Source organism: Myxococcales bacterium, assembly GCA_016712525.1.
Taxonomy (GTDB): Bacteria; Myxococcota_A; Polyangia; order Polyangiales; family Polyangiaceae; genus JAAFHV01.
Map to the genome: position 1 here is coordinate 23,507 of JADJQX010000008.1, position 25,953 is coordinate 49,459.

General features: G+C 68.1%; 15 protein-coding genes and 1 tRNA gene. 14 read left to right on the forward strand and 2 right to left on the reverse strand.

Annotated features, from left to right (window positions below; all coding sequences use genetic code 11):
• The first annotated feature begins 2 nt into the window (after positions 1–2).
• The 7 genes from IPK71_29640 (at position 3) to IPK71_29670 (ending at position 13,956) form a co-directional block, all read left to right on the forward strand.
• A complete protein-coding gene (locus IPK71_29640; GenBank protein ID MBK8217910.1) occupies positions 3–3,242 on the forward strand; it encodes a DUF1156 domain-containing protein in 3,240 nt (1,079 codons plus the stop codon).
• Between the two features lie 62 nt (positions 3,243–3,304).
• Positions 3,305–3,760 (forward strand): hypothetical protein, encoded by a 456-nt coding sequence (locus IPK71_29645; protein MBK8217911.1) that lies wholly within the window; start codon positions 3,305–3,307, stop codon positions 3,758–3,760.
• Positions 3,760–6,534, forward strand: coding sequence for a DEAD/DEAH box helicase family protein (locus tag IPK71_29650; protein ID MBK8217912.1), 2,775 nt, complete (start codon positions 3,760–3,762; stop codon positions 6,532–6,534). The genes IPK71_29645 and IPK71_29650 overlap by 1 nt, the downstream gene beginning before the upstream one ends.
• A 13-nt stretch (positions 6,535–6,547) precedes the next feature.
• A complete protein-coding gene (locus IPK71_29655; GenBank protein ID MBK8217913.1) occupies positions 6,548–10,237 on the forward strand; it encodes an AAA family ATPase in 3,690 nt (1,229 codons plus the stop codon).
• A gap of 22 nt (positions 10,238–10,259) precedes the next feature.
• Positions 10,260–11,510, forward strand: coding sequence for a hypothetical protein (locus IPK71_29660; GenBank protein MBK8217914.1), 1,251 nt, complete (start codon positions 10,260–10,262; stop codon positions 11,508–11,510).
• On the forward strand, positions 11,507–12,004 hold the full coding sequence (locus IPK71_29665) for a hypothetical protein (GenBank protein MBK8217915.1): 498 nt from the start codon (positions 11,507–11,509) through the stop codon (positions 12,002–12,004). Before IPK71_29660 ends, IPK71_29665 begins: the two co-directional genes overlap by 4 nt.
• Positions 12,001–13,956, forward strand: coding sequence for a DUF3732 domain-containing protein (locus IPK71_29670; GenBank protein ID MBK8217916.1), 1,956 nt, complete (start codon positions 12,001–12,003; stop codon positions 13,954–13,956). Before IPK71_29665 ends, IPK71_29670 begins: the two co-directional genes overlap by 4 nt.
• Before the next feature lie 488 nt (positions 13,957–14,444).
• Here IPK71_29670 and IPK71_29675 read toward each other — a convergent pair.
• Positions 14,445–14,520, reverse strand: a tRNA-Asn gene (locus IPK71_29675).
• 50 nt (positions 14,521–14,570) lie between these two features.
• Complete coding sequence (locus IPK71_29680) at positions 14,571–15,539, reverse strand: LysR family transcriptional regulator (protein ID MBK8217917.1); 969 nt, start codon at positions 15,537–15,539, stop codon at positions 14,571–14,573.
• A 97-nt stretch (positions 15,540–15,636) separates the two neighbouring features.
• Here IPK71_29680 and wrbA point away from each other — a divergent pair, with 97 nt between their 5' ends.
• The 7 genes from wrbA to IPK71_29715 all read left to right on the forward strand — a co-directional run bounded on the left by wrbA (position 15,637) and on the right by IPK71_29715 (position 25,816).
• Positions 15,637–16,230, forward strand: a complete 594-nt coding sequence (gene wrbA / locus IPK71_29685; GenBank protein ID MBK8217918.1) for an NAD(P)H:quinone oxidoreductase — start codon at positions 15,637–15,639, stop codon at positions 16,228–16,230.
• Positions 16,231–16,323: 93 nt separating this feature from the next.
• A complete protein-coding gene (locus tag IPK71_29690) occupies positions 16,324–17,190 on the forward strand; it encodes a hypothetical protein (protein MBK8217919.1) in 867 nt (288 codons plus the stop codon).
• A 91-nt stretch (positions 17,191–17,281) separates the two neighbouring features.
• Entirely contained in the window at positions 17,282–18,817 is a 1,536-nt protein-coding gene (locus IPK71_29695; GenBank protein ID MBK8217920.1) for a BamA/TamA family outer membrane protein, read from the forward strand.
• Between the two features lie 666 nt (positions 18,818–19,483).
• Positions 19,484–20,911: a TolC family protein gene (locus tag IPK71_29700; GenBank protein ID MBK8217921.1), complete on the forward strand. Its 1,428-nt coding sequence runs from the start codon at positions 19,484–19,486 to the stop codon at positions 20,909–20,911.
• On the forward strand, positions 20,908–22,131 hold the full coding sequence (locus tag IPK71_29705; GenBank protein ID MBK8217922.1) for an efflux RND transporter periplasmic adaptor subunit: 1,224 nt from the start codon (positions 20,908–20,910) through the stop codon (positions 22,129–22,131). The genes IPK71_29700 and IPK71_29705 overlap by 4 nt, the downstream gene beginning before the upstream one ends.
• Positions 22,128–25,268: an efflux RND transporter permease subunit gene (locus IPK71_29710; protein MBK8217923.1), complete on the forward strand. Its 3,141-nt coding sequence runs from the start codon at positions 22,128–22,130 to the stop codon at positions 25,266–25,268. The genes IPK71_29705 and IPK71_29710 overlap by 4 nt, the downstream gene beginning before the upstream one ends.
• A complete protein-coding gene (locus tag IPK71_29715; GenBank protein MBK8217924.1) occupies positions 25,265–25,816 on the forward strand; it encodes a hypothetical protein in 552 nt (183 codons plus the stop codon). Before IPK71_29710 ends, IPK71_29715 begins: the two co-directional genes overlap by 4 nt.
• The last annotated feature ends 137 nt before the right edge of the window (positions 25,817–25,953 follow it).

Genomic DNA, 25,953 nt, shown 5'->3' on the forward strand with positions numbered 1-25,953 from the left:
ACATGGCCAGAGCATCAAGCAGTGGACCGACGAAGGCCCAGCGCGTGGCGAAAGCGGTTGCCGACGCCGTCGGGGCGGGCAAGGCGGTGCAGCTCGAGACGGTCGACTTCAACGACCCGAACCGCCCGAAGACCTGCCTCGAGGTCGACTTCCCCATCCTCCCCGTGAACCAGGTCGCGACGATCGAGGGCAACGCGGGCAAACCCATCTACCAGATGTCGAAGTGGTGGGCGCGCCGCCGCTCGAGCGTCTTCCGCTCGCTCCTGCTCTCCGCATCGATGAAAGCGCCCGAGGACACGTCGCAAGCGGCAAAGGCCGTGTGGGACGTCTACTACGCCAACCATCAGAAGAAGCGCTCGTTCGCCAACCTCAAGGTCGCCGACATCTTCATGGGCGGCGGCACCACTGTCGTCGAGGGCAGCCGCCTCGGCATGCAGATGTTCGGCAACGACCTGAACCCCGTCGCCTGGTTCGTCGTGAAGACCGAGCTGGCCGACGTGAAGAAGGCCGAGGTCGAGGCGCTGCTCGCCGACATCGAGGCCGAAGTGAAGCCGCAGATCATGCCGTTCTACGCGTGCAACGGTCCGCACGGCGAGCGCGGGACGTGGACGCGCATCGCGGACGGCAAGGTCATGGGCGACGACTTCGATCCGTTGGCGCTCAAGCCCGAGGCGCGGAAGGCCTTCAAGTACGAGGGGCCCGAGATCATCTACGTGTTCTGGTCGAAGCACGGGCCGTGTCAGGTGACCGGCTGCGGCCATCGCACGCCCGTGATGTCCTCACCGGTGCTCGCAGTGAAGGAGCTGTCGATCAAGGTTTGGCCGCACAAGTGCCCGAAGTGCAAGACGTCGTTCGACATCGAGGAGTCGGAGGCCCGCATGGCTCCCGACGTGACGCTCGTCGTCGCAGACGGCGAGACGCCCTTCGCACCGATCAACGCTAAGACGGGCGCGGTCATCTGCCCGTCATGCGGCGAGAAGGAGCTGGTCAACGTAGGAGCGCGCAAGGGCAACAAGAAGAAGGTCTCGCTCTCGCTGCTCGTCCATCCCCAGTGGCTCACGGGCGAAGGCTCGAAGGATGCGCACGGCCAGCCCTACGGCGGAAGTGCAACGGACGATGCGGCGTGCTCAGGCCGCTGGTACGATTCGCGCGCCGAGAAGCTGCGCCTAGTGGAAGTGCGCGGGAAGCTGCCGGATGAGGTGACCTGCCCCGATACCGGGGTCACCTTCAGCACGTCCATTAGCAACATTCCGAAGAAGGCGGCCTACGCTTGCGGTTCCTGCGGCACCATTCAGGACATCCTCACGACAGTGAAGGCGTCGGGCAAGACCGGGCCCGTCGCGCCGTACGCGATCCAGGCGTACAGCCCGAAACGAGATCGCGATGGAGTCGCTTACGGCGGCAGGTACTTCCTCCCATTTGACGATGCTACCGGGCTCAATGCGGCGCATCGCGAATGGGAAGCGCGCAAGGAAGACGACCTGGCCGCGTACTGGCCGAGAGAGGCGCTCCCGTACGGCTTGGAAGCTGATTTCTGGTCTGTTCGTCACCACGGCTACACGCACTGGTGGACGATGTTTAATTCGCGCCAACTGCTCGTCCACGCTCTGCTCCTCAAGGCCATTCACCATGCCGGAGGTGCCAGGCATCGTTGGGAAGTGCGCGAGGCATTGCTGGCGGCGTTTCAGCAGTATCTCCGCAACCAGTGCATGTTCACTATCTGGAATCCCCAGCGCGACACGCTTGAACCGCACTTCAGCAAGAACAACTTCCGCCCCAAGGCGACGACTGTCGAGAACTGCGTTTTCCCCGTACTTGGGCGGGGCAACTGGCAAACGTGTGGCTCGTCGATTGTGGAGACGCTCGAGTGGTCGAATGCCCCATGGGAGATCGTGAGCAACGAGTACCTGTCGGAATCGAATCCGTCTCTCCGGGAGCTCGTATCTGGGAAGAGTGAGAAGGTCTATCCCGGCGACGGAGTTCTCGATGCCGTCGACATCCGCTGCGGGTCCGCGACGGAACTGGAGGGAGTCGGTGCAGCCACAATCGACCTTGTGATCACCGATCCTCCCTTCGGCGATCTCATCCAGTACTCCGAGCTGTCCGACTTCTTCTATGCGTGGCTCCGCCTCGTCCTTCGCGAACGCTACCCGGCACTGTTCTCCGCCGAGAGCACGCCCAAGACGTTGGAGGCCGTCTCCAACAAGGCCCGTCATCCCGACGACGCAGATGCATATTACAAGAGGCTCCTCACCGCGAGCTGGGCCGAGGCTCACCGCATATTGAAACCCGGTGGTCTGCTCGCGTTCACGTTCCACCACAGTGAAGACGCTCCGTGGGTTGCGGTGCTCGAGAGCCTATTCGACGCAGGGTTTTACCTGGAGGCCACCTATCCGACCCGCAGCGACGAGACGAAGGGCGACGGTGAGTTCGGGTCGCAGAAGATCGAGTACGACATTGTCCACGTCTGCCGAAAGCGAACCGAAGAACCGACGCCGGTGAGCTGGGCGAAGATGCGCCGGCAGGTACTTCAGGATGTTCGAAGCCTGAAACACATGCTCGAGCACCACCAGAAGGCCGGTCTCCCCGAGGCCGACCTGCAGGTCATCCGTCGTGGCAAGGCCCTCGAGTACTACTCGCGGCACTACGGCAAGGTGCTCGTCGACGACGGGCGCTCGATGACGGTGCTCGAGGCGCTCGTCGGCATCAATCAGCTCCTCGACGAAGAGACGGGCGGCATCAAGGACCCGCCGCCGGTCAACGCCGAGCCGTTCACGCGGCAGTTCCTTCGGCTGTTCGCCGGCGTAAAGGAGATCCCGCGCGATCAGATCCAGAAGTTCCTGCGCGGCACCGGCATCGCCCCGTCTGACTTCGAGGCGCGGGGCTGGTGCTCGGAGGACAAGAAGATCTACCAGCTCACGTCGCCGCTCGAAATCGCGCGCGCGTGGCAAGGCAGGCACCGTCGCGGCATGACGAGCGACTACGATCAGGCCGCGTTCCTCATCGGCGCGTGCTTCGAGAACAGCGGCATCAACGCGACCGACACGCTCGCGAACGACAACTTCAAGCCCCATCCGGCACTCGGCGCACTGCTCGAGTGGTTCTCGACGCGTGGCGCGACCTCGGAGATCCGCAACGCCTCGTCGCGCGCGCAGACCATCTTGCGCTCGTGGCGCGCCAAGCACGAGTCGCCCAAGCAGCAGCAGATGGCGCTCTTCTTCGAAGACCAGGGGGCGGCATGAGGGTCGAACGTTCACAGCGGTGGATGCGTCGCGGCTTCTCGCTTCTGTGGGAGCCCCGCATCTTGACTGAGGTCATCGCGCCGACCGCCGTGGTGTCGATCCGCGACTTCTTCGCGTTGCGGAAGGCGTGGCCCGATGACCTCCCGGGCTCCGAAGGCGACGCGCTCGTCGTCGCCGGCCTCGACGGCTGCCTCGACTCGCTCTCTGAGCAGGACGCGGTGTCGTGGCTGGAGACCGACCTGAAGGCGGCGGTGCTCAGCTTCCAGGAACACTACGAGGGAGGTGCCGCGCTCATCCTCTGGCTCGCGTCAGGCCGCACGCGTATCGGGATGGACCTCGCCGACGAAGAGTACTTCTGGAAGGTCGGCACTGGTCGTGACGGTGCGCGCCTCGCACTTGGCCGTTGCCTGTGGGGCGGCGCGGAAGCTGACGTCGCTCGCATCCTCGTGTCAGAGGAGAAGGACCCCGACTTCGACGGCGACGCCTACGTCGGCCTGCACCACCCGAGGATCTCGTAATGAGCGGACCCGTTGCGTTCACCCCCGGACAGCGCGTCAGCCACGCCGAGCACGGCGAGGGCGTCGTCGTCGACTCCGAGCGCAACGGCTACGTGCGAGCGTTCTTCGCGGGCGGCGAGCGCCTCGTCGCCATCACCGCGCTCCAGCCGTTCCTCTCGCGCACCGATCGCGTCATCAGCTCGGTCGCGGGTGGCGACGATCGGCGGCGCGAGGCGTGGCTCGAGTACGAGGCGCATGCGTTGCCCCTCATGGAGAGCGCGGCCGCGCTCACGGCCGCACCGATCGACCTGCTCCCGCATCAGGTTGTGCTGACCCACCGCATCGCGACGGCCTCGCCTCGCCGGTATCTGGTCGCTGACGAGGTCGGCCTCGGCAAAACGATCGAGGCGGCGCTTCTGCTCCGCGAGCTGGCGAGCCGAGGAGAGCTGAACCGCGCGCTGATGGTCGTTCCAGCGGGCCTCGTGAACAACTGGCACCGCGAGATGAACGAGGTCTTCCGCCTCGACTTCGAGGTATTCGGCAGCGAGGGCGACGTCACCGACCGCAAGTCCAACGCCTTTGCCAAGCACGACCGGCTCATCGCCAGCATCGACACGCTCAAGCGCCCGGCACGAATCAAGCGCCTGCTCGACGCGCCGCAGTGGGACCTCGTCGTATTCGACGAGGCGCACCACCTCACGGCCTTCCGCAACGGCAAGAAGGTCACGAAGACCGAGAACTACAAGCTCGCCGAGGCGCTGAAGGGCCACGCACGCGATCTCGTGCTCCTCTCGGCCACGCCGCACCAGGGCGATCACTTCCGTTTCTGGATGCTCGTGCAGCTCCTCAACCCGACGCTGTTCAAGAGCCCCGAGGACATGATCGACAACCGGCACCGCCTGAACTCGGTGGTGTTCCGGCGCACGAAGGCCGACGCATGTCGCCCCGACGGTTCGCCGCTCTTCGCGCGACGCTGGGTCCACACCGAGTCGTTCACGATGGAAGAGGAGGAGCGCACGTTCTACGCGGCGCTCAAGGAGTACCTCGAGGACGGCTTCGCGCTCGCCCAGCGACAGGGCAACCAGGGCCGCGCGCTCGGCTTCGTGATGACGATCTTCCAGAAGATCGCCGCGTCGAGCTTCGCCGCCGTTCGCCGCACACTTCGCCGCCGCATTCTCATGCTCACGCTCCACGAGGCCATCCTCAAGGACCAGGAGCTGGACATCGACGCGCGCGAGCGGCTCCTGACCGAAGCTCGTGAGCTGATCCACGACGAGTTCGAGGTCGCGCGCGACTCGGTGGGGCGCGGCCAAGTCGAAGCCATCCTCGCCGACCTTCGCGTGAAGCTCCTCAAGAAGCTCAACGAGGAGGAGCTGGAGCTGGCCTCCGACTCGACGGCGGGCGAGTACGCCGCAACGGGCGGCGAGGACATGGCCGTGATGGCGGTGAGCCTTGCGTTGCCCGAGGAGCGCCTGCGCATCCGCGAGCTGCTCCGCGTGTTCCCCGAGCGCCGCGAGACGAAGGTCGAGAAGCTGTTGCGGGGCCTCGGCGCCCTTTGGGAGCAGGACCCGACCGAGAAGGTCGTCATCTTCGCGACGTACCTCGGCACCGTCGACTTGCTCGGTCGGGAGATCGAGAAGGCGTACCCGGGCCAGGGCGTCGTCGTCCTGCGCGGTGGTGACCATGGGGCGAAGCTCGCCGCTGAGCGAAAATTCAAGAGGGCCGACGGTCCGCGCGTGATGGTCTGCACGGCGGCGGGACGCGAGGGCATCAACCTCCAGTTCGCGCGCATCCTCTTCAACTTCGACCTGCCGTGGAACCCGATGGACATGGAGCAGCGCATCGGGCGCATCCATCGCTACGGCCAGAAGCACACCGCGCAGGTCTACAACCTCGTCCTCTCCGACACGATCGAGGGCAAGATCTTTCTGCTGCTCGACGAGAAGTTGAAGGAGATCGCGAAGACCCTGGGCAAGGTGGACGAGCACGGCAACGTCGCCGAGGACCTCCGCAGTCAGGTGCTCGGCCAGCTCTCCGAGCGCCTCACGTACGACAAGCTCTATCGCGAGGCGCTCGGTGACCCGGAGCTGCGCCGCACGAAGGAGGAGCTCGAAGCCGCGCTCTCCAACGCCTCCGAGGCGCGGAAGGTGGTCTTCGAGCTGTTCCAGGACCTCGATGGCTTCTCCCTCGACGACTACAAGCCCTTCGCCAACGTGAGGCCGGGGCTCGAGCGCGTGCTGGAGTTCCTTCGCGCATCGCTCGCCGCCGATGGCCGCCGCGTCGATTCGCAGGACGATGGCATCTACGTCGTGAAGGACGCCGAGCAGAAGGTGGTGTGCCGCTTCACGCTCGACCGCGATGCTGCCCGCGCAAGGACGGACCTCGACCTCCTCGGTCTTGACCATCCGCTCGTGCAGGAGGCCATCAAGCGGTGGCAGTCCGTGTCGCCCGAGGGCATCGGCTTGGCCGTGTCGGGCTCCGAGGGCCCGGGCGTTCTGACCTGGTGGCTCGTTGAGACGCGCGGCCCGTCAGGCGAGCACCGCGCCACCGTGCTGCCTCTCGGCGTGAGCGATGATGGCAAGCGCAACTCCCGCCTCGAACGGCTCGGCGCGGGCCTCTTCACGCGCACGGGCCACGTCAACGGCACGACGGCGTCAGCGCGGAAGGCACTTCTCCACGAGAAGGTCGAGCCGATGCTCGAGCGCGAGCTGCAGCACCGGGAGATCGTTCCCGAGGGCGGCAGCTACGCCGCGAAGCTGATCGGCTGGGTTGAGGTGAGTGGGGCCGGCGGATGACATCGAGGGGCTCATGTTCCACCTGACCGCACGCGTTGCCTGGCACGACTCCCGGTGGAACGGCTCGGTCTGCCGCCAGCCGTCCTGCAACGCATTCTGCGCCGCGCTCGACCGTATCCGCGAGGAGCGCGACGACGCGCGCGAGGATGCGATCGCAGGCAAGCGTTGGAACACACTGGATCCCGACGAGCTGCCCGCCTGCAAGGCCGAATCCGGCGCGTTCATGAACGACGAGGAGTGGTCCAGGCGCTTCGTCCACCCGTACGCCGGCATCAAGAAGGCCGAGGACACGCACGGGCACCTGAAGCCGACGCTCGTGAAGATCCCGTCCTACGCCACGTTCGTCGTGCCGTTCGCATGGATGCTCAAGAGCGAGCAGGAAGCGATCGACGAGCGGCTGCCGACGCCGCTCCCGCTCGACGAGGAGGCCCCGTTCAACAGCCCTTGGGTCTTTGGGCGGGAGCGCCAGGAGGCGATCCTCAAGCTGTTCGCGAGTCGCCTCACGCCGGAGCGCTCGCTGGTCTTCTTCTACTGCAAGGAAGGCCAGCCCCTCGGCGACACCATCACGCGCCTCGTGATGGGCGTCGGGCGTATCGCGAACGTCGCGCAGCCGAAGGCCTACGACGTCTCGAAGAAGAAGCCCACGCACCTCATGTGGGACCTGCTCATCCGCCACACGATCCGCCCCGATGGCGAAGATGGCTTCCTGCTCCCGTACCACGACTACCTGGAGCCGACCGGCGACGCCGCCGAGGACACGCGACGTCAGCGGCTCCTTCACGAGATCGCCGTGCCCGCCGACCCGGCACACGTTCGCGTCTTCTCTTACGCCGCCGAGCTCGCGCCGGCCGACATCGCGCTTTCAACGTTGGTCCGCTGCCTCGAGTCGGTTCGGAAGATCCGCGAGCACGGCATCGCGAAGGGGCCGTGGGAGCGTCGCGAGGAGTGGCTCAACCAGCAGATCGCCCAAGCGTGGCAGGACCGCGGGCCGTTCCCCGGGCTCGGCCCCGTGCTCGAAGCGCTGGGGATGCGACTTGGGACGGCGCTCGCACTGGAGCTGCGCTCGTCGGGAATGATGAAGGCCGACGCTGACCCGTGGCCGACGGTGGACGCGATCCTTCGCGGGAAGCAGAAGCCCCCGCAGCCCGCCTACGCCGAGGACCTGAAGGCGATTCGAGAGACGTGGACGGACCTCCCCGATGAGCGCCGCGCGCTGCTCAAGCTGCTCTCGCGCTTCGCGTTCACCTCGCAGCAGGCGCTGCGGTGGTTCGACCCGAAGGAGCGCGCGAAGGGCACCGCCGCGAAGGTGACCGACGAGGAGATCCTCGCGAACCCGTACCGCATGAGCGAGGTGGACCTCGGCGACTGGAATGACTCGTCGGTGTCCGTCGGCACCATCGATCGCGGGTTGCTTCCCGATGCGACCATCGCCGCCAAGCACCCGGTCCCGACGCCGTCGAAGGTGGGCTCACCGAACGACGCACGCCGCCTGCGCGCTGCGCTGGTCGCGGTGCTGCGTGAAGCTTCGGAGAACGGTGACGCGCTCCTCAGCGTGCCCGAGGCGCTTCAGCGTGTGGGTTCGCTCGACCTCGCGCACCCGTGTGTCATCGGGTCGGACTGGCCGAGCACGAACCGCTCGACGCTCGCGGGCGTAGTCGAACTCATCGACATCCCCGTTGCGGAGGGCGCGCCGACGGCCGCGCTCCAGCTCACCGAGCTGAAAGGTCGAGAGGACCGGCTTCGCTCCGTGCTGGGGAAACGCGCCGCGAAGGCTGCGGCGCCCATCAAGGCCGACTGGCAGAAGCTGCTCGTCACGGCCATCTCCGAGGCGGGCGGCAAGTTCGACAAGACGAATGACATCCACCGGCAGGCCATCGAGGAACAAGCCGTCGCTCTCGAGCGGCTTCTCTCGCGGCGGCTCAGCGTCCTCGTCGGGCGCGCGGGCACGGGCAAGACGTCGGTCATGGGCGCGCTCATGCTCGCCGATGCGCTCACGAAGGACGGCATCTTGCTGCTTGCTCCGACGGGCAAGGCGCGCGTTCGTCTTGGCAAGGCGACGAACGCGGAGGCGATGACCGTCGCGCAGTTCCTTCACCGCCTCGGCAGGTACGACGGCTCTCGCCAGCGGCCGAAGTTCGAGGGCAAGGACAAGTACCGGAAGGAGAAGACCGTCGTCATCGATGAATGCTCGATGCTCACGATGGACGACCTGGTCGCCGTCCTCGAAGCGCTCGACCTTGCGCACGTTCAGCGCGTGATCCTCGTCGGCGATCCGAATCAGCTTCCGCCCATCGGCGTCGGGCGACCCTTCGCAGACCTCGTCTCGTACCTTGAGACGACCGATGCGAAGGGGGACGACGGATCGCTACTCGGCAACGCGCTCGCCCGGCTCTCCGTCGAGGTCCGCGCGGCGGCAGCGGCCTCCTCGACGACGTCAGACGCCCTCCGGCTCGCATCGTGGTTCACGCGCGAGCAGCAACCCGTCGACGCCGACCGCGTGCTGAGCGACCTCGAGCTTGGCGAGAAGTTCAACGACCTCGAGATCGCGCTTTGGAAGACGCCCGACGACCTGCGCGCGCAGCTCCTGTTGGCGTTCCAGCGGCACCTCGGGCTGAGCGGCCCCAGCGACGTCGCCGGTTTCGACAAGGCGCTTGGGCTGGACGACAAGGGCTGGGTCCCGTTCGACGCGCCCGAGGGCTCCGAGCGCTGGCAGATTCTGTCGCCGGTCCGCATGCATCCGCACGGCGTCCATGACCTCAATCGCTGGGTGCAGCGGCAGTTCCGCGCCAAGGAGCTGGAGGCGGCTGGGACGGCCTGGGGCGTGAGCCTCGGCGACGAGACCATCGTCGCAAAGGACAAGGTCATCCAGACCACGAACCAGCGACGCAAGGCGTACAACTGGGTCGAGCGCGCTGTGGAGGAGCACTACATCGCGAACGGCGAGGTCGCCTTGATGTCGAAGGTGAAGAACATGCTCAAGGGCGTGTTCGCCGGGCGACCGAACCTGACCTTCGACTACTGGCCCAACCAGTTTTCCGACGGCTACGCGCCCCTCGAGCTGGCATACGCGCTCACCGTCCACAAGTCGCAGGGCAGCGAGTTCAAGAAGGTCTTCGTCATTCTGCCGAAGAACTGCCGCCTGCTGTCTCGCGAGCTCGTCTACACCGCGCTCACGCGCTCCCGTGAGCAGCTCGTGCTCCTCATCGAGGGCGACGACGCGACAGTGCTCTTCGACCTCACGCGCCCAGAGCGCTCGGAGACCGCGCGCCGCAACACGAACGTCTTCCAGAGCGTCATCCGCGCCGCCGACGACTCCGTGCCCTTTGCTGAGCACCTGATCCACCGGACCGAGAAGGGGCATCTCGTGCGCAGCAAGTCGGAGCTGGTGATCGCGAACATGCTGTTCCAGCTTGGCATCCCCTACGAGTACGAGCGCGTGCTCGACGGGACGACCGCAGCGGGCCGCCTGCGCCCCGACTTCTCGTTCGTGACAGCGGATGGCGACCTGCTCGTCTGGGAGCACCTCGGCATGCTCAGCCGCCCCGACTACAAGCGGGGCTGGGAGTGGAAGCGCGCCTGGTACCAGAAGAACGGCTTCGCCGAGGGCAAGACGCTCTTCACGTCGACCGAGGAGGACGGCAAGGGCCTCGACTCGGTCGAGCTGAAGAAGACGGCGCTCGCGATCAAGGGGCTCATCGAATGACGGCGACGAGAGGAGAGGAAGCATGACGACCTTCTCCGCCGCGGACTCGGCGCTCGGGTACCTGTACCAGGTGCGCGTCGCGCTGCTCTGGTCTCTGCGCCGCGCGCGCGCCGGAGCCGAATTCATCGTGTCCCTCGAAACGCTCGACGACGTCACATTCGATGCTTTTCAGGCAAGTGGCCCCAAGGCTGATGAGCTTCTGCAGACGAAGCACCATCGCAAGAGTGAGGCTTCGCTGTCCGACGCGAGCGGCGATCTCTGGAAGTCGTTGCGCGTGTGGTTCGAGGGGCACGCCAACAACACGATCCCGTCCGGCACCGCGCTCTACCTGCTCACCACGGGGGCCGCGCCGAGGGACGGTGCAGCGTGGTTCCTGCGCAGCGATGGTGCCCGCGACGTTGAGAAGGCTCTCCAGAAGCTGGAGACGGTCACACAGACGTCGGATAGCCAATCCAACGCCCCTGCGTACCAGGCGTTCAGCGCGGTGTCGGGCGCGGCGCGGCGGGCGATCCTCGACAACGTCGTCGTGCTCGACCGGGCGCCCGGCATCCTCGCGATCGATGACGAGCTGAGGGAACAGGTCCATTTTTCCGCAGCGACGAAGCACCTCGATGCGTTTCTTCAGCGTCTCGAGGGCTGGTGGCTGAGACGGGTCATCAAGCAGCTTTCCGCCGTGCCGCAGCCCGCGGGCATCCTCAGCGATGAGATCGAAGCCGAGATGACCGAGCTGCGCGAGCAGTTCAAGCAGGACAACCTACCGATCGATGACGACCTCCTGCAGTTCACGCTCGACGACGAAACGCATGCTGCCCATGAGGGATATCAGTTCGTTCACCAGCTCAAGCTGATCGAGGCTACGAAGAAGCGGGTGGCGGCTGCGATCCGTGACTTCTACCGCGCGTTCGAGCAGCGCTCTCGATGGCTCCGAGAGGATCTCCTGCTCGTCGGCGACCTCTCTCGGTACGAGCGGAAGCTGGTGGAGGAGTGGGAGCTCGTCTTCGAAGGCGCGAAGAACGAGATCGAAGCGACTGCCGCCGAGGCCGCGAAGCGCAAGGCGGCGAGGTCGATCCTCGCGTGGGCTGAGAAGGCGACGATCCCGATCCGCCCGGGTGTGACGGAGCCCTTCGTGGTTCGTGGGTCGTTCCACATGCTCGCGGACGAGAAGCCGCCGCGCATCGGCTGGCACCCGGACTTTCATGATCGGCTCGCCGAGATCCTCAACCCGAGCGGAAGCGTTCCTCCAACGGACGCATCGGGAGGCGAAGCTGAATGACGTCCTGGGCCGAGCGCTCGATCGAGGAGCGGAACCTGCTCAACCCGGGCTTCTGCGCGATGCTCGTGTGGCAGGCCGCACAGGGCTACTCCTCGGAGCGACCCCTCCCGCTGTCCATCGAGCTCTCGTTCCTCGTGCTGCCGTTTGCGCTGCACAAGGAGACGAGGGAGAGCTTGCCGACCAACATCAGGACATCGCTGCCGACGTGGCTCGCGGAGCACCCGATCGTGCGGACGCGCCTGGGAGAGCGGGCGTCGACGCTGCGCGCGTTCACGAAGGAGTCGCTCATCTTCGGTGGCTCGCTTGGACTACTCGCGATCGCGCAAGACGGAGTGCGCGCGAACGCGAACATGAAGAAGCGCGTGAACGCCGCCCTCAAGGCGACGAGCGATGAAGTCCGCGATTGCGCCAAGCGCGCCGAGTTCGTCGGGAGATGGCTCGAGAAGGCAGGCGGGCCGGAAACCGTGATGGCGCTGCTGGGGGTTCGTCCATGAGCGTGCAGATCCTCGACATCGTCGTCTACAGCCACGATGGCGAGAAGCGCATGCTTTCGTTGAAGCCCGGCAAGGTCAACATCATCACGGGCGCGTCGCAGACCGGAAAGTCGGCGCTGAGCGACATCATCGACTACTGCTTCGGAAGCGGTGAGTGTCATGTCGCGCACGGACCTCTTCGCCTGCGCGTGGCCTGGTACGGGCTGCGCCTCCAGCTCGCGTCGGGAGAGGCCTTCGTCGCACGGCGTTGCCCGCCGCCGAGGGCACAGTCCAGCACCGACTACTTCATCGCCACAGGGCGTACGGTGAAGGTGCCAGAAGCGAGCGAACTGCGGGCGACGACGAATCTCGAGGGCGCGACGACGACGCTCACCTCGTGGGTCGGCATTCGCGACAATCTCCATGAGCCACCTACGGGCCAGAGGCGCGCCGCGCTTTCAGCGACCGTTCGGCACGCGGTTGCGCTCTGCCTCCAGCAGCAAGACGAGATCATCAGCAAGAAGCATCTGTTCCACGGAACGTCCGACAACTGGGCGGCGCAGGCGTTGAAGGACGCGCTCCCGTACTTTCTCGGAGCAGTCGACGACGACCACGTGAGGAAGCAAGGTGAGCTGCGTCGCCTGCGCGAGCAGCTTCGTGCCGTCGAACGTAGACTTGCGGAGATTGCCGCGCTGCGCGGCGACGGTGCGACCAAAGCCGACGCGCTCCTCGCACAGGCTCGTGACGCCGGACTGACGCAGGAGGTGACGCCGACGTGGGATGGCGCGGTCTCCGCGCTTCGAGCCGTGCTCAAGACGCCGCTCGCGAGCGTCGATGTGACGCTCCCTGACGGTATGGAGTTCTCGCGGCTCTCGACCGAGCGCGCGGAGCTGCTCCAGGCTCAACGGCGCATCCGCGCCGACATCGACTCGGCGCGTGCTTTCTCCAAGGACGAGAAGGGCTTCTCCCACGAGACTAAGGAGCAGAAGGCGCGGCTGGCGACGATCGGCATCTTCGAGGGAGGCGAGCCCGGGCACACGTGCCCGCTCTGCGCACAAGACCTCCCAACCGAGAATGCCCCGCCCGAGGTGGCCGCGCTGCAGGGAGCCCTGACGGACGTGGCGAGCCGGATGGAGTCGGTCGCCCGGGTCGAGCCGCACATTGAGAACGCCATCAGCGCGCTCGAGGTGCGCCTTCAGGAGGTGCAGCAGTCGCTGATGAGGAACCGGACGCAGATGGAGGCGGTCCGCTCGGCCAACACCGCGGTATCGGAGGCTCACGCAGACTCAGCCAAGAAGGCCCACGTCCTCGGGAGAGTCAGCCTGTATCTGGAGAGCATGCCCGACGTGCCCGACACGAAGGACCTCGAGGGGCAGGCGGAATCGATCCGCGCCAAGTGCAAGCAGCTCGAAGAGGAGCTGAGTGATGAGCGCGTTCAAGAGCAGCTCGCGTCGATCGCGTCGCTCCTCTCCGAGAAGCTGACGAAGTGGGCGCGCGAGCTCGGGCTGGAACACTCCGAGTACCCGATGCGCCTCGACCTCAAGAAGCTCACGCTGGTTGCCGACACCGTCGATGGCGCGATCCCGATGAGCCGCATCGGCAGCGGCGAGAACGGCGTCGGCTTCCACCTCATCGCGCACCTGGCTCTGCACCAGTGGTTCGTGCAGCGCTCGCGCCCGGTGCCGCACTTCATCTTCTTCGACCAGCCCTCGCAGGTGTACTTCCCGGCCGACAAGGACGTCGATGGCTCGATGGGGCTTGTGCCGGACGACGACCGGCACCGAGTGCAGCAGATGTTCCGACTGATCTTCGATGCGGTCCAGGCGGTCGCGCCCGGTCTGCAGGTGATCCTAATTGAGCACGCCGACCTGAACGAGGACTGGTACCGCGACGCCATCGTCGAACGCTGGCGCGGTGGCAAGAAGCTCGTGCCCGAGGATTGGAAGCGGGACGGCGAAGGGGCCGCCGAGTGAACGCCAGGGACCACGGCCCGGCGTTCAACAGTCCCGCGCCCGACGCGCACAACGCGCCCCAGTGCGCGCCGCAGCCCCCCGACCGCGCCCACGCCCCGGACCGCTGAGCTCGGCGCGCCACGCGCCAACGTGGGCGCCCGTTCCGCGCTCGCGCGGGACAGCGCCCCGATGATCAACAGTCCCACCCGCGCGGGACAGTTGATCGCCGGGTCACGGTCCCGGAAACCGAGGGTCGGCTGTTAACCGCGTCTCGGCTTCTCTCTCCCCACGGGACCGAGATGAGAGCGCGAACGCCGTCCCGAGCGCCCTCGACGCGCAGCTCTTCACGCGCGTCGTGCTCTCAGCGCGATCGCCGTCCCGGCGCACGCGACGGTCGCCGACGCGCAAACCCTCGGGGAATCAGGGGAGAAAAGACAACGGCCCCGGAGATCGCTCTCAGGGGCCGCTGTTAAAAGGTGCGGGGTCGCGTTTCCGCGACCCCGCATGAATGGCTCCGACTGCAGGACTCGAACCTGCGACCCGGCGGTTAACAGCCGCCTGCTCTACCAACTGAGCTAAGTCGGAAAACGGCGACTTACCTACAGCCCCCCGGGGGGCCGGTCAAGCACGAAGCGTCACGGGGTGCGGCGCGAGGTCTTCTTTTTCTTCCGCGCCCCGGTTTTCGTGGGGCCCGAGGGGGCGTGGGGCTCGCGGCCGAGCTCCTCCAGCTTGGCGACGAGCCAGGCGTGGGCGGGCCCGAAGGCTGGGCCTCGGCGGTACACGGCGGACATGGCGAGGGTCATGGAGTGTTTGCGGAACACCTGGGGCACGACCCGCACGAGGCGCCCCTTCCGCAGATCCTCTTCGATGAGCGGCTCGGGCAGGTTCCCCCACCCGAGGCCCGCGAGCATGAGAGCCCGCTTCGTGTGGAGATCACCCACGCGCCAGGTGCGCGGCGAGTGCACGCCCTGATCGGGCACCCCATCCTCCGAGCGCTCGGAGAGCACGATCTGCACGTGGTCCCGGAGCTCCTCGACGCTCGGCCCCTCCCCTCCCGGCCTCGGCCGCGCGAGCGGGTGCGACGGGGCCGCGCACGGCACGAGGCGGATCGTGAAGAGCGCCCGCCGCTCGAGCTTCGGCGTGAGACCGAGCGGCGACACGAGGCCGAGCGTGGCCTCGCCCGAGAGCACGCGCGACGTCACGGCCGAGAGCGCCTCCGTCGCCACACGGAGCTCGACCTCCGGGAACTCGGCCGCGAACGCCGCGCACGCGCGCACGAGGTGACCGAGCGGAAAGAGCGCGTCCACACACAACGACACGACCGCCTCCGTCCCCCGCGAGAACGACGCGGCCCGCTCCGCGAGCGCGCCCACCTCGGACAGCACCTTGTGCGCCGAGACCGCGAGCACGCGCGCCGCGTCGGTGGGCGTGGGGCGCTTCGTCCCCCGATCGAAGAGCTTTACCCCGAGGCCCTCCTCGAGCGTCGCGATGGTCTGGCTCACGGCAGACTGCACACGGCCGAGCTTGCGCGCCGCGGACGAGAAGCTCCCGTGCTCGATCACGGCGAGGAAGGTTCGAAGCTCGGCGATCGTCGGCTCGTGCATGTTCGATCCATCTCATGGACCGATGGTTCCCATCAACCGAATGCCGGTTGTGCGCATGGGTCCGACGAGGCATCCTCTCCGTCCGAAGGAGCCGTCCATGCCCAAGATCGCCGTCATCTACTACTCCGCCACCGGCACGAACCACACCATCGCTCAGGCCGTCGCCGAGGGCGCCACGGCCGCGGGCGCCGAGACCCGCGTGCGCCTCGTCGCCGAGACGGCCCCGGCCGCCGCGATCGACTCGAACCCGAAGTGGCGCGCCTTCGTCGACAAGACGGCGCAAGACCCGAGGGCCACGCTCGACGACCTCGACTGGGCCGACGGCGTCGTCTTCGGGTTCCCCACGCGCTTCGGCGGCATGGCCGCCCAGATGAAGGCCTTCCTCGACACGGCCGGCGGCCTCTGGTTCCAGGGCAAGCTCGCCGACAAGGTCTACGCGGCCTTCACGTCCGCGCAGAACGCCCACGGCGGCCAAGAGGCGGCGCTCCTCTCGTTCTACACGACCATCCACCACTTCGGCGGCATCATCGCGGCGCCCGGGTACACCGACAAGCTCGTGTTCGCCTCGGGCGGCAACCCCTACGGCGTCTCCGTGACCGCGAACGACACGGGCGCGACCGAGGCCGACATCGCCCACGCGAAGTACATGGGCCAGCGTGTCGCCACGATCGCGAAGAAGCTCCGCGGCTAATTCACCGGTCCTTTCCTTCGGTTCGAGAGCCACGCGGCACGTTGCCCGCGTGGCTCTTTTCGTGAGCGCAAAACTGCATGTACCCTCGCGCCCATGGCGACCAAGAAGCCCGCATCCAAGAAGCCCGCACCCAAGACGCCGAGCCCCGCGAAGCCGAAGAGCAAGGCGAAGGCCGCCGCGAAGGCCGCGCCCCGCAGCACCGCGCGCGCCGTGAACCTCGCGCCGCTCTCCCCGGCCGACGAGGAGAAGCTCCTCACCTACCCCTCGACGTACGACAAGCTCCCCGATCAGAGCGTGCCGCGCATCGTGAGCATGGCGCGCGAGGTGCTCTCGGCCGCGCGCCAGGCCATCGACACGCTCGAAGAGTCCACGCGCGTCGAGCGCAAGGACCTCGACAAGCTCGAGACCGACCTCGACTGGCTCCAGCGCGCCGAAGCCCAGTGGTCGAAGAGCCGCGACGCGCGCGTCGATCCGAAGGACGTGGCCGAGGGTGAGTCCCTCAAGGCCGACGCCCTCGCCGCGCTCGACTACTGGCTCGAGGGCGACGAGGACGTCGAGACCCGCGTCTCCAAGATCCGCGAAGGCACCGGCATCGCCGACCTCGCCGACGATCTCGAGAAGCTCGCCGCGCTCTTGGAGGAGCACACGTCCTCCCTCAAGAAGGCCGATCTCGTGACGAACGCCCCCGCGCGCATGCGCACCCTCGCCCAGCGCATGCTCGACTCGCTCACCGGAAAGAAGGCCGACGTCCGCGCGAAGACCCTGCTCTCCCTCCGGAACCGCGCCTTCTGGGCCCTCGGCGCGCGCCTCGACACCATCTGCTCCGCGGGCCGCTACGCCTTCCGCAAGGAGCCTCGCAAGGCCAAGCTCTTCGCCTCCGTCGCGACACGCAAGCGGGTCGCCAAGGGCGGGCGCGCCGCCAAAGAGCCCGTGAAGCTCGTCCCGACCGAGAAGACTTAGCACCCACGCTGACAAATCCGTAAGACGGACCGGGGGAGCGCCTTTCGCCGCCGCAAGGTGTGGGCAAAAGGCACTACCCTCGGGGCGTCGAATGCGCTCCTTCGCCCTTCCTTTTGGCCTCGCGCTCGCCCTCGTCACGCTCGCTCCTCGAGCCTTCGCGCAAGACGATCCCTCGGCTCCTTCGGCGCCCGCGGCCGACGCGGGCCCACCTCCTGCCGAGGGCGACGCCCAAGCCACAGCGCCCGCTGCGCCGCCCACGACCCCTGCCGCGGCGAAGGCCCCTGACGCCGCCCCCGAGCCCGTCGCGAAGGGCGCCCCTGCCGCAGAGCCTGCCCCGACGCCGTCCGAGCCGAAGAAGCCCTCGCGCGGCGTGAGGGATGCCGAGCGCAAGAAGAAGGGGCACGCGACGAACGCGCACGAGGACAAGGGCGCGTTCCACATCGGCTCCGGCCACCACGACGCCGAAGAAGAGGCCACGCACCCCGCGGTGCTCCCGGTGCTCGGCGGCTCGAGCGACATCGGCTTCATGTTCGGCCTCGCCGGCGCCGTGAGCCACGTCGCGCCCGGGTACCACCCGCACAAGTGGTTCGGCTCCGGGCTCTTCTCGCTCAGCGTGAGGGACGGCGAGATCGTGCAGCAGGCCGCGCGCCTCCGGCTCGACTTCCCGCACTTCATGGGCACCGAGTGGCGCGTCATGCCGGGAGTCACCTACGACCGCACGATCAACCGGCCGTACTTCGGCATCGGCAACATGGCGCCGCTCACCATCGATCCGGTGACGGGCGAGCTCCCAGGCGGGAACCTCTACAAGTACCCCACGAGGGATCTCCGCGTGCGCGTCTACGCCGAGCGCGAGCTCGACGGCCCATGGGAGATCATCACCGGCCTCCAGGTCCGCTACACGAACCCCGAGCCCTACCCGGGCAGCCAGCTCGAACGCGACGCCATCGGAGACCCCGCGCGCGGCATCGCGCCGCTCATCGGCGTGCACGAGCACACGGCCGTCATCCCGCAGCTCGGCATCATCTACGACACCCGCGACGACGAGGTCATGCCCAAAGAGGGCTCGCTCCACATGGCCGCCATGCGAATGTCGATGGCGTTCCCCACGTCGTCGCGCGTGCGGAGCTTCGCGTTCGACACGACGCTGCGAAAGTACTTCCACCTCGGCGGGCCGTTCATCTTCGCGGTGCGCCTCATCGGCGACTTCACCTTCGGGAACCCGGCGTATTACGACTACATCACCGGCGGGAGCTTCGGCACGTTCGACTTCTTGGGCGGCGCGCTCGGCGTGCGCGGCGTGCCCGCGGGCCGGTTCGGCGGCCTCGCCAAGGTCGCGGCCAACTCCGAGCTCAGGTTCATGTACCCGTGGACGAAGATCTTCGGCGCCAAGTTCCGCGCCGGGCACGCCGTGTTCTTCGACACGGGCCGCTCCTTCGTCGACTACGGCACGGCCGATCCGCGCGACGGCGAGCTCTGGCGCCTCCACTGGGGCGCCGGTGGCGCGCTCTACATCCAGCTCAACGAGGCCCTCTTCCGCGCCGAGCTCGCCTACTCCCCGGACGCGGCAGCCGTGAACCCGAGCTTCCCGTTCGGGTTCTACCTCATGGACGGCGTCATGTTCTGAAGGTGCACGCCCGCGGCGAGGCCCTCGCACGCCGCGGACGGTACACGTGGGCCTCGTGCACGGAGCAGCGCGGGCCATGGCGCGCCCGCCGCGCTCTCGATCGACCTCGGCGAAGCGTCACCCCACGACCTCGGCGGACCGGGGCGCGCCCGGTCCGGGCCAGCGTGCGCCCCCGAAGCGAGGCGGCGCGGCCATTGCCACCCGAACGCGCGTTCGCGCGACCCCGTCCCGAGGCATATCCATGGGAGCGGCGCGTCCGGGCCGGGGTGCCCCGCGTTCGGTCGCGCCCCGGATCCGTCCGGGCCGCCCGATTCCCCGTCCGAAGAGGCCTACGATCGGCCCGGTCGCGTCGGGCCCGTTCACGCTCACGGCGACGCCGAGTCCGGTCGCGCCGGGGATCCGTTCGGTCCACGTTTCCTCGAGTCCGGTCACTCATTTCTTGTCCGGTCATGACCGAAGCCGGCATCCGCGTGACCGGACGTGCCGGAAGGGCTGGCGGAGGGCGGCATGCCCCCTACCGGGCGGGCGAGCCCCCGCGAGCGGACGGGCGCGCGGCGTGAGCGCTCGGATCCGCGAGCTGAGCCAACACGGGCGAGGCGCGCACGGGCCAATCATCGTGTTGACCGATTTTCCAAGGGCGTTTCCCGGACGGTAGGGTGCCACCGCATGAAGGCTCGGTCCCTCTTCCTCGTCGTGCCCGCCCTGTGCGCGGGCGCGCTCTCCGCTCGGGCGGACGAGGCCTCGCCGCGCCCGGAGCCGCAAAAGGCCCCGGAGGTCGCGGAAGCGAGCGCCTCCGTGCCCACCATGACGCTCGCCGAGTGCCTCGCGTACGCCAAAGCTCACGCCCCCGAGGTGCGCCTGGCCGAAGCGAGGCTGCGCGCGCAGACCGCGCAGGCCGAGAGCACGGGCTCCGCCTGGTACCCGACGGTGGGCGTCACGGCGCAGCTCTTCGGCGCCACGGCGAACAACACCACGGGCTCGTACGTGGGCACGCGCAGCTTCGACTTGCCCCGCGTGGGCGGCACCCGGGCGAACGGCACCGACATGACGCCCTACGCGTCGACCATGGTGGCCGCGGGCGTAAACCAGACGGTGTTCGAGTTCGGCCGCATCGCCGCCCAGCGGGCCGCGCAGGACGCGCAGGTCCGCGCCGAGCGCGAGCGCCTCCGCCAAGACGCCCTCACCTCGGCGTTCGCGGTCGAGGAGGCGTACTGGGCGGTGCTCGTGTCGAAGGTGATCGTGCGCTCGGCCGAGGAGGCCCACACCCGCGCGAAGGCGATCCGTGACCAGGCCGAGGCGCAGGTGAAGGCCGGGCTCCGCGCGCAAGGCAACCTCGCCCGCGCCGAGGCCGACCTCGCGAGGATCGACGCGCAGCGCGCGCGCGCCGTGGGCAACGTGCGCGTCGCCGAGGGAGTGCTCGCGGCCACCATGGGGCACGACAAGCCGTTCGTCTCGGCCAAGGACGCGCCCCGGACCGACGCCGAGATGCCGAGCCTCACCGAGGCCATCGCGCGCGCCAAGACCCGCTCCCCACGCATCCTGCGCGTGCTCGCCGAGCTCTCGGCCGAGGAGAAGCGCACGAAGGCCATCGGCGCCGAGGTGCGGCCCACGGTGTACGCCACGGCGAGCGCGTCGCTGCGCGCGGGCGGGCAGATGTCGAACCAGAACACCGAGCTCGAGGGCAAGGGCTTCCTCCCGTACGTGCCGAACTGGGACGTGGGCCTCGTGCTCGCGTGGCCCATCTTCGACGGCACGGTGAGCGGCCGCGAGGACGCGCAGCGCGCCCGCGAGGAGCAGAAGCGCGAGGAGCTCCGCGCCACCGAGTACGCCAACGCAGCCGACATCCGGCGCGCGTACGTCGAGCTCGACACCACGCGGGCGCAGCTCGGATCGCTCGAGCGGGCCGTGACCGCGGCGCGCGCGAACTACGATCAAGCCGCGGCGCAGTTCGCGTCGGGGCTCGGAAACGCCGTCGACGTGGCGCAAGCCTCCCTCCTCGTGGTGGACGCCGAGTCCGGCCTCGCCGTCGCCACCTTCCAGCTTGCCCGAGCTCGCGCCCAGCTCGGGCGCCTTCTCGCCGAGGACTCCCGATGACCGACACGACCTCTCCTTCGCCCCCTCTCCCTTCCCCGTCGAAGCGCTCCGCGAGCGGGATCATCGTCGCCGCCACGCTCGGGGCCGTCGCGCTCGTCGCTGGCTTCGTCTACCGCGCGGAGCGCTCGGCCAACAAGACCACGCTCGCGCAGAGCGCGAAGCCCGTGAGCGCGATCGAGGCGGTCGCCGCCAAGTACCGCACCAAGCGGAGCTACGTGGCGACGGTCGAGCCGTGGGTCGAGGCCAAGCTCGGCCCGCAGCTCGTCTCGGCGTACGTCGACACGGTGCTCGTGCGGCCGGGCACGGTCGTGAAGAAGGGCGAGGTCTTGGCCACGCTCGACTGCAAGAGCGCGAGCGCCCAAGCCCAGACCGTGGCGATGCAGGCCCGAGCGCTCGACACCCGCCAAAAGGCCCTCGCCGACGAGGCGGCGCGCATGCAAGGGCTCGTGGGCAAGGGCTTCATCGCCGAGAACGAGGCCGCCCAGAAGGCCGCCCAGAGCGCCGCCGAAGAGTCCCAGCTCCTCGCGGCCAAGGCGAAGATGCTCGGCACGTCCCTCGAGGTGAACGACTGCGTCCTACGCGCGCCCTTCGAGGGAGAGGTCGCCACGCGGTACGTCGATCCGGGCGCCTTCGTGAAGCCCGGGAACCCCATCGTCTCGGTCGTCGACAGATCGACCGTGCGTATCGTCGCCGATGCGCCCGAGGTCGACTTCGGGGTGGTCGAGCCGAAGACCAAGGTCCTCGTGTCGCTCTTGTCGACCAAGGCGACGCTCGAGGCGGTCATCTCGCGGCGCTCTCCGTTCGCCGATCCGGGGACGCGCACCATCCGCTTCGAGCTCGACGTGCCCGACCCGCAGAAGTCGATGCCGGTGGGGACGACCGCGGAGCTCACGATCGACGTGGGAGAGCCCATGAGCGTGACCGAGATCCCGAGCACGGCGGCGAGCATCAAGGGAACGAAGGCCGCCGTGTTCGTGCTCGAGGGCGACGTGGCGAAGCTCATGAGCATCCCGATCAAAGGGGAGGGCGCCGGGAAGCTCTACCTCGCCCAAGATCTCAAGCCCGGGAGCCGGGTGGTGACCGAGGGCCGCGCGCTCTTGAACGACGGAGACAAGGTCACCGCCAAGCTCGTCCAGCCCTACGTGCCCACGGGCGAGTCGGGCGCGAAGCCGCCCCCGTCGCCCTCCCCTTCGGCCAGCACGACGGGGCACACGCCATGACCAGGCTCGCCCTCAAGAACCCCATTGCCATCCTGATGATCAGCCTCGCGATGCTGGTCTTCTCGGCGGTGGTGACGCCGCGCATGTCGGTCGACACGTTCCCAGAGCTGACGCCCCCGTCGCTCGTCATCGGCACGCTGGCGCCCGGGCTCGGCCCGAAGGACGTCGAGAAGACCCTCACGTGGCGCATCGAGAAGTACGTCGGGGCGACGCCGGGCGTCGATCACGTCGAGTCCATCTCGAAGAACAACATGAGCATCGTGTACGTGTGGCTGAAGTGGGGCACCGACCTCAACGCCGCGCAGACGCTCGTGCAGCAGCAGGTCACCTTCGCGATGGCCGCGGTGCCGAAGACGCTCGGCGTGGTGCCACCCTTCGTGCTCCAGTACGACCCCTCGAACGCTCCGGTCGTGCAGGTGGTCGTGACGGGCGGTGGTCTCTCGGGCGCGCAGCTCTACGACTACGCGTTCAACAACATCCAGCCGCTGCTCGAGGGCATCCCCGGCGTGGCGAGCGCGGCCCCGGGCGGTGGCCGGCAGCGCCAGATCAACGTGGTCGTCGACCCGGTCGCCGCGCAAGCCCGCGGTGTGACGGCCACCGAGATCTCCGCCGCGGTCGCACAGTCGAACGCGCTCCTCCCGTCAGGGGCCTTCCTCACTCCACGCTTCAACGCGAACGTGTACACGAACGCGGTCCCCGAGCGGGTGAAGACGATCGGCGACGCGACGGTCAAGATGAAGAACGGGCACCCTGTGTACATCCGTGACGTGGCCCGCGTGGAGGACGGCGCGAGCCCCGAGGCCCAGGCCGTCACGATGAACTCGAGCCCCGCCGTGCGCATCAGCGTCATGCGCGTCCCGGGCGGGAACACGCTCGAGATCGTGGAGGCCGTGCACAAGCAGGTCGAGAAGCTCAAGAAGGACCTGCCCCCGGGGATCGAGGTGACCACCTGCTTCGACCAATCGACCTTCGTGCGTACGAGCTACGAGGGGCTCAAGACGGAGATCCTTCGCGCCCTCGTCCTCATCGCCATCGTCATCTTGATCTTCCTCCAGAGCGTCCGCGGCACGCTCATCGTGAGCGTCGCGATCCCACTCTCGTTCGCGATCACGCTCCTCGTGCTCTACGCCACGGGGCAGACGCTGAACGCCTTCACGCTCGGCGGGCTCACGCTCGCCATGGGGCGCCTCATCGACGACGCGGTCGTCGTGCTCGAGTCGATCCACAAGGAGCAGACACGCGGGAAGGACCCGTTCCAGGCAGCCCTCGACGGCACGAACGCCGTGGCCTTGCCGGTGCTCGCGTCGACCTTGACGACGATGGCGGTGCTCCTCCCGGTGCTGCTCTTGGCGGGCCTCGCGAAGAAGCTCTTCGCGCCGCTCGCGCTGACCGTGGCCGTGGCCATGACGGCCTCGTACTTCGTGTCGGTGGCCGTCACGCCGGTCGCGTGCAGGCACTTTCTGGGGCACGGCGAGCCTCCGCGGTGGGCGAAGTTCCTCGAGTCCAAGATCCAAGGCCTCGCGAGCAGCTACGCGAACGCGCTCCGGGTCGCGCTCCCCAGTGGGCGATTCATCGTCGCGGGCTCGATCGTGCTCGTCGTGACGTCGGTCGTCGCTGCGATGCGGCTCCCGACCACGTTCTTCCCCGAGGTCGACGAGGGTATCGAGACCATCTACGTCCGCATGTCGCCGGGGACGCCCATCGAGGAAGGCAGCGCGAAGCTCGCGGCGATGAGCGAGGTGCTAAGGCAGAAGCTCCCGAAGGACTCGGTCCAGCTCGTCTTCACGAACCTTGGCACGCCGAACAACGCGCGCTCGGCCATCTCGAGCCCGAACGTGGGGCCTCACACGGGGTTCATCCAGATAGCCCTCGTCGACGCCGAGCACCGGAAGGTGTCCCAGCGTGAAATCGCCGACCTGTCGCGGAAGATCCTCACGGAGGAGTTCCCCGGCATCGAGACGCTCCAGGCGCCGGGCGGCCTCGTGGCCAAGGTCTTCCTCGGCGGTTACCCGGGCCCGCTCGTCCTCGAGGTCCGCGGCGACAACCTGCTCGAGCTCGAGGATCAAGCCAAGGCCATCGCCGAGGTGGCGCGCACGGTGCCCGGCATCGCCGACGTGAAGGTTTCCCTCGAGAACAACTTCCCCGAGGTGCGCGTCGAGACCACGCGCGAGCAGGCGAGCCTCGTCGGGCTCACGCCTCGCGCGGCCGCCCAGACGACGCTCGAGGCCACGCTCGGGAACATCAACTCGCCGGCGGTGTGGATCGATCCGAACAACGGGCAGTCGTACTACGTCGTCACGCAGTACGACGCGAAGAAGGTCGGCGATCCCGCGGCGCTCGCTCAGATCGCGGGCCGCGTGACGGAGGACGGAAAGGCCGTCCCCCTGGGGGTGTACGGCGGAGTGCGGCGAACCCTCGGCCCCATCGCCATCGAGCGGAACCAGCTCCAACGGGCCGCCCACGTGATCATGCAGACCGAGGGGCGTGACATCGGCACGGCGGCCGCCGAGCTCGAGAAGAAGCTCGGTGAGAACGAGCGCACCCGCGGCATCAAGGCCGACTTCGTGGGGCAGGTGCAGCTGATGCGCACCACGTTCGACGGCATCGGCGTCGCGATCGCGCTCGCCATCATGGTCGTGTTCGCGATCATGGCCTCGCAGTTCAAATCCGTGCGCCTGCCGCTCATCATGCTCTTCACCATCCCGGTCGCGCTCGTCGGAGTGGTCGTCGCGCTGCTCGCGGCGGGCCAAGGCCTCTCGATCGCCGCCCTCATGGGGGTGCTCATGGTCATCGGCATCAGCGTATCGAACGGCATCCTCTTGGTGGATGACGCGAACCGGCGCTACCTCGACGGCGCGGACAAGGTCGAGTCGGTCATCGAGGCGGCGAGGTCCCGCTTCGTCCCCATCGCGATGACGAGCCTCGCCACGATCGTAGGCCTCGTCCCCACCGCGCTCGGCCTGGAGGCCGGGACGGAGGCGAACCAACCCCTCGCCCTGGCCGTCGTCGGCGGCCTCACGTCGAGCACGGTGCTGTCCCTCTTCCTCGTTCCGGTGATGTTCCTGCGCATCGCCACCCGCCCGGTCGAAGCGGCCGGCCCGTCCCACCCGCACACCTCGGAAGCCCTCCCCGCATGAACGCCCCAGACTTCTCGCTCGTCGTCCCCACGTCCGCGCCGCGCGGTCGTTCTTCCCTCGCCCGAACGGCCACCCTGGTCGGCGCCGCGGCCGGCATCCTCGCGCTGGCGGGCAGCACGTCGTGCACCAGCGGGAAGGATCAGGCGTACGAGGCGAAGGCGAAGGTGGTCCGACACGTCGTCAACCGCAAGGACGCGAGCGGAGCACCGCTCGTCGTCGACGTCGAGCTCGACTTCCCGGGCTGCCCCGGCGAGGTGAAGAAGCTCATTCGGGGCGGCGGAGCGTTCGCCCCGTGCATCACCAAGGTCGCCCATGGCGCGGAGGTGAACGTCAAGCTCGTCTCGGCCATGAAGCGCAACGGGCGGCGGAGCTCCAGGGTCGTCCAGGTCGGAGAGTGTGTGCGTGAGCCTGACCCGACCGATTCGCGCTCCTACGACACCGTGCGCATGTGCGAGAAGGTCGAGACCGACGGTATCCCCGTAGGTTTTCGTTGCGACATCGAACCCTCGGAGAAGCTGCTCCAGGCGTGCCCCTGGCTCGCGAAGTAGGGGCAGACACCGCCGAATCGAGGCCGCGAGCCCCACCGCGGCCGCGGCGCGCCTTCCTCGGGGAGTGAATGACGGTTCAGTACCGGAACGCCGGTGCCGGCGCGGCACCCTTGTCCTCGCGCGCCGTAGGCCTGTAT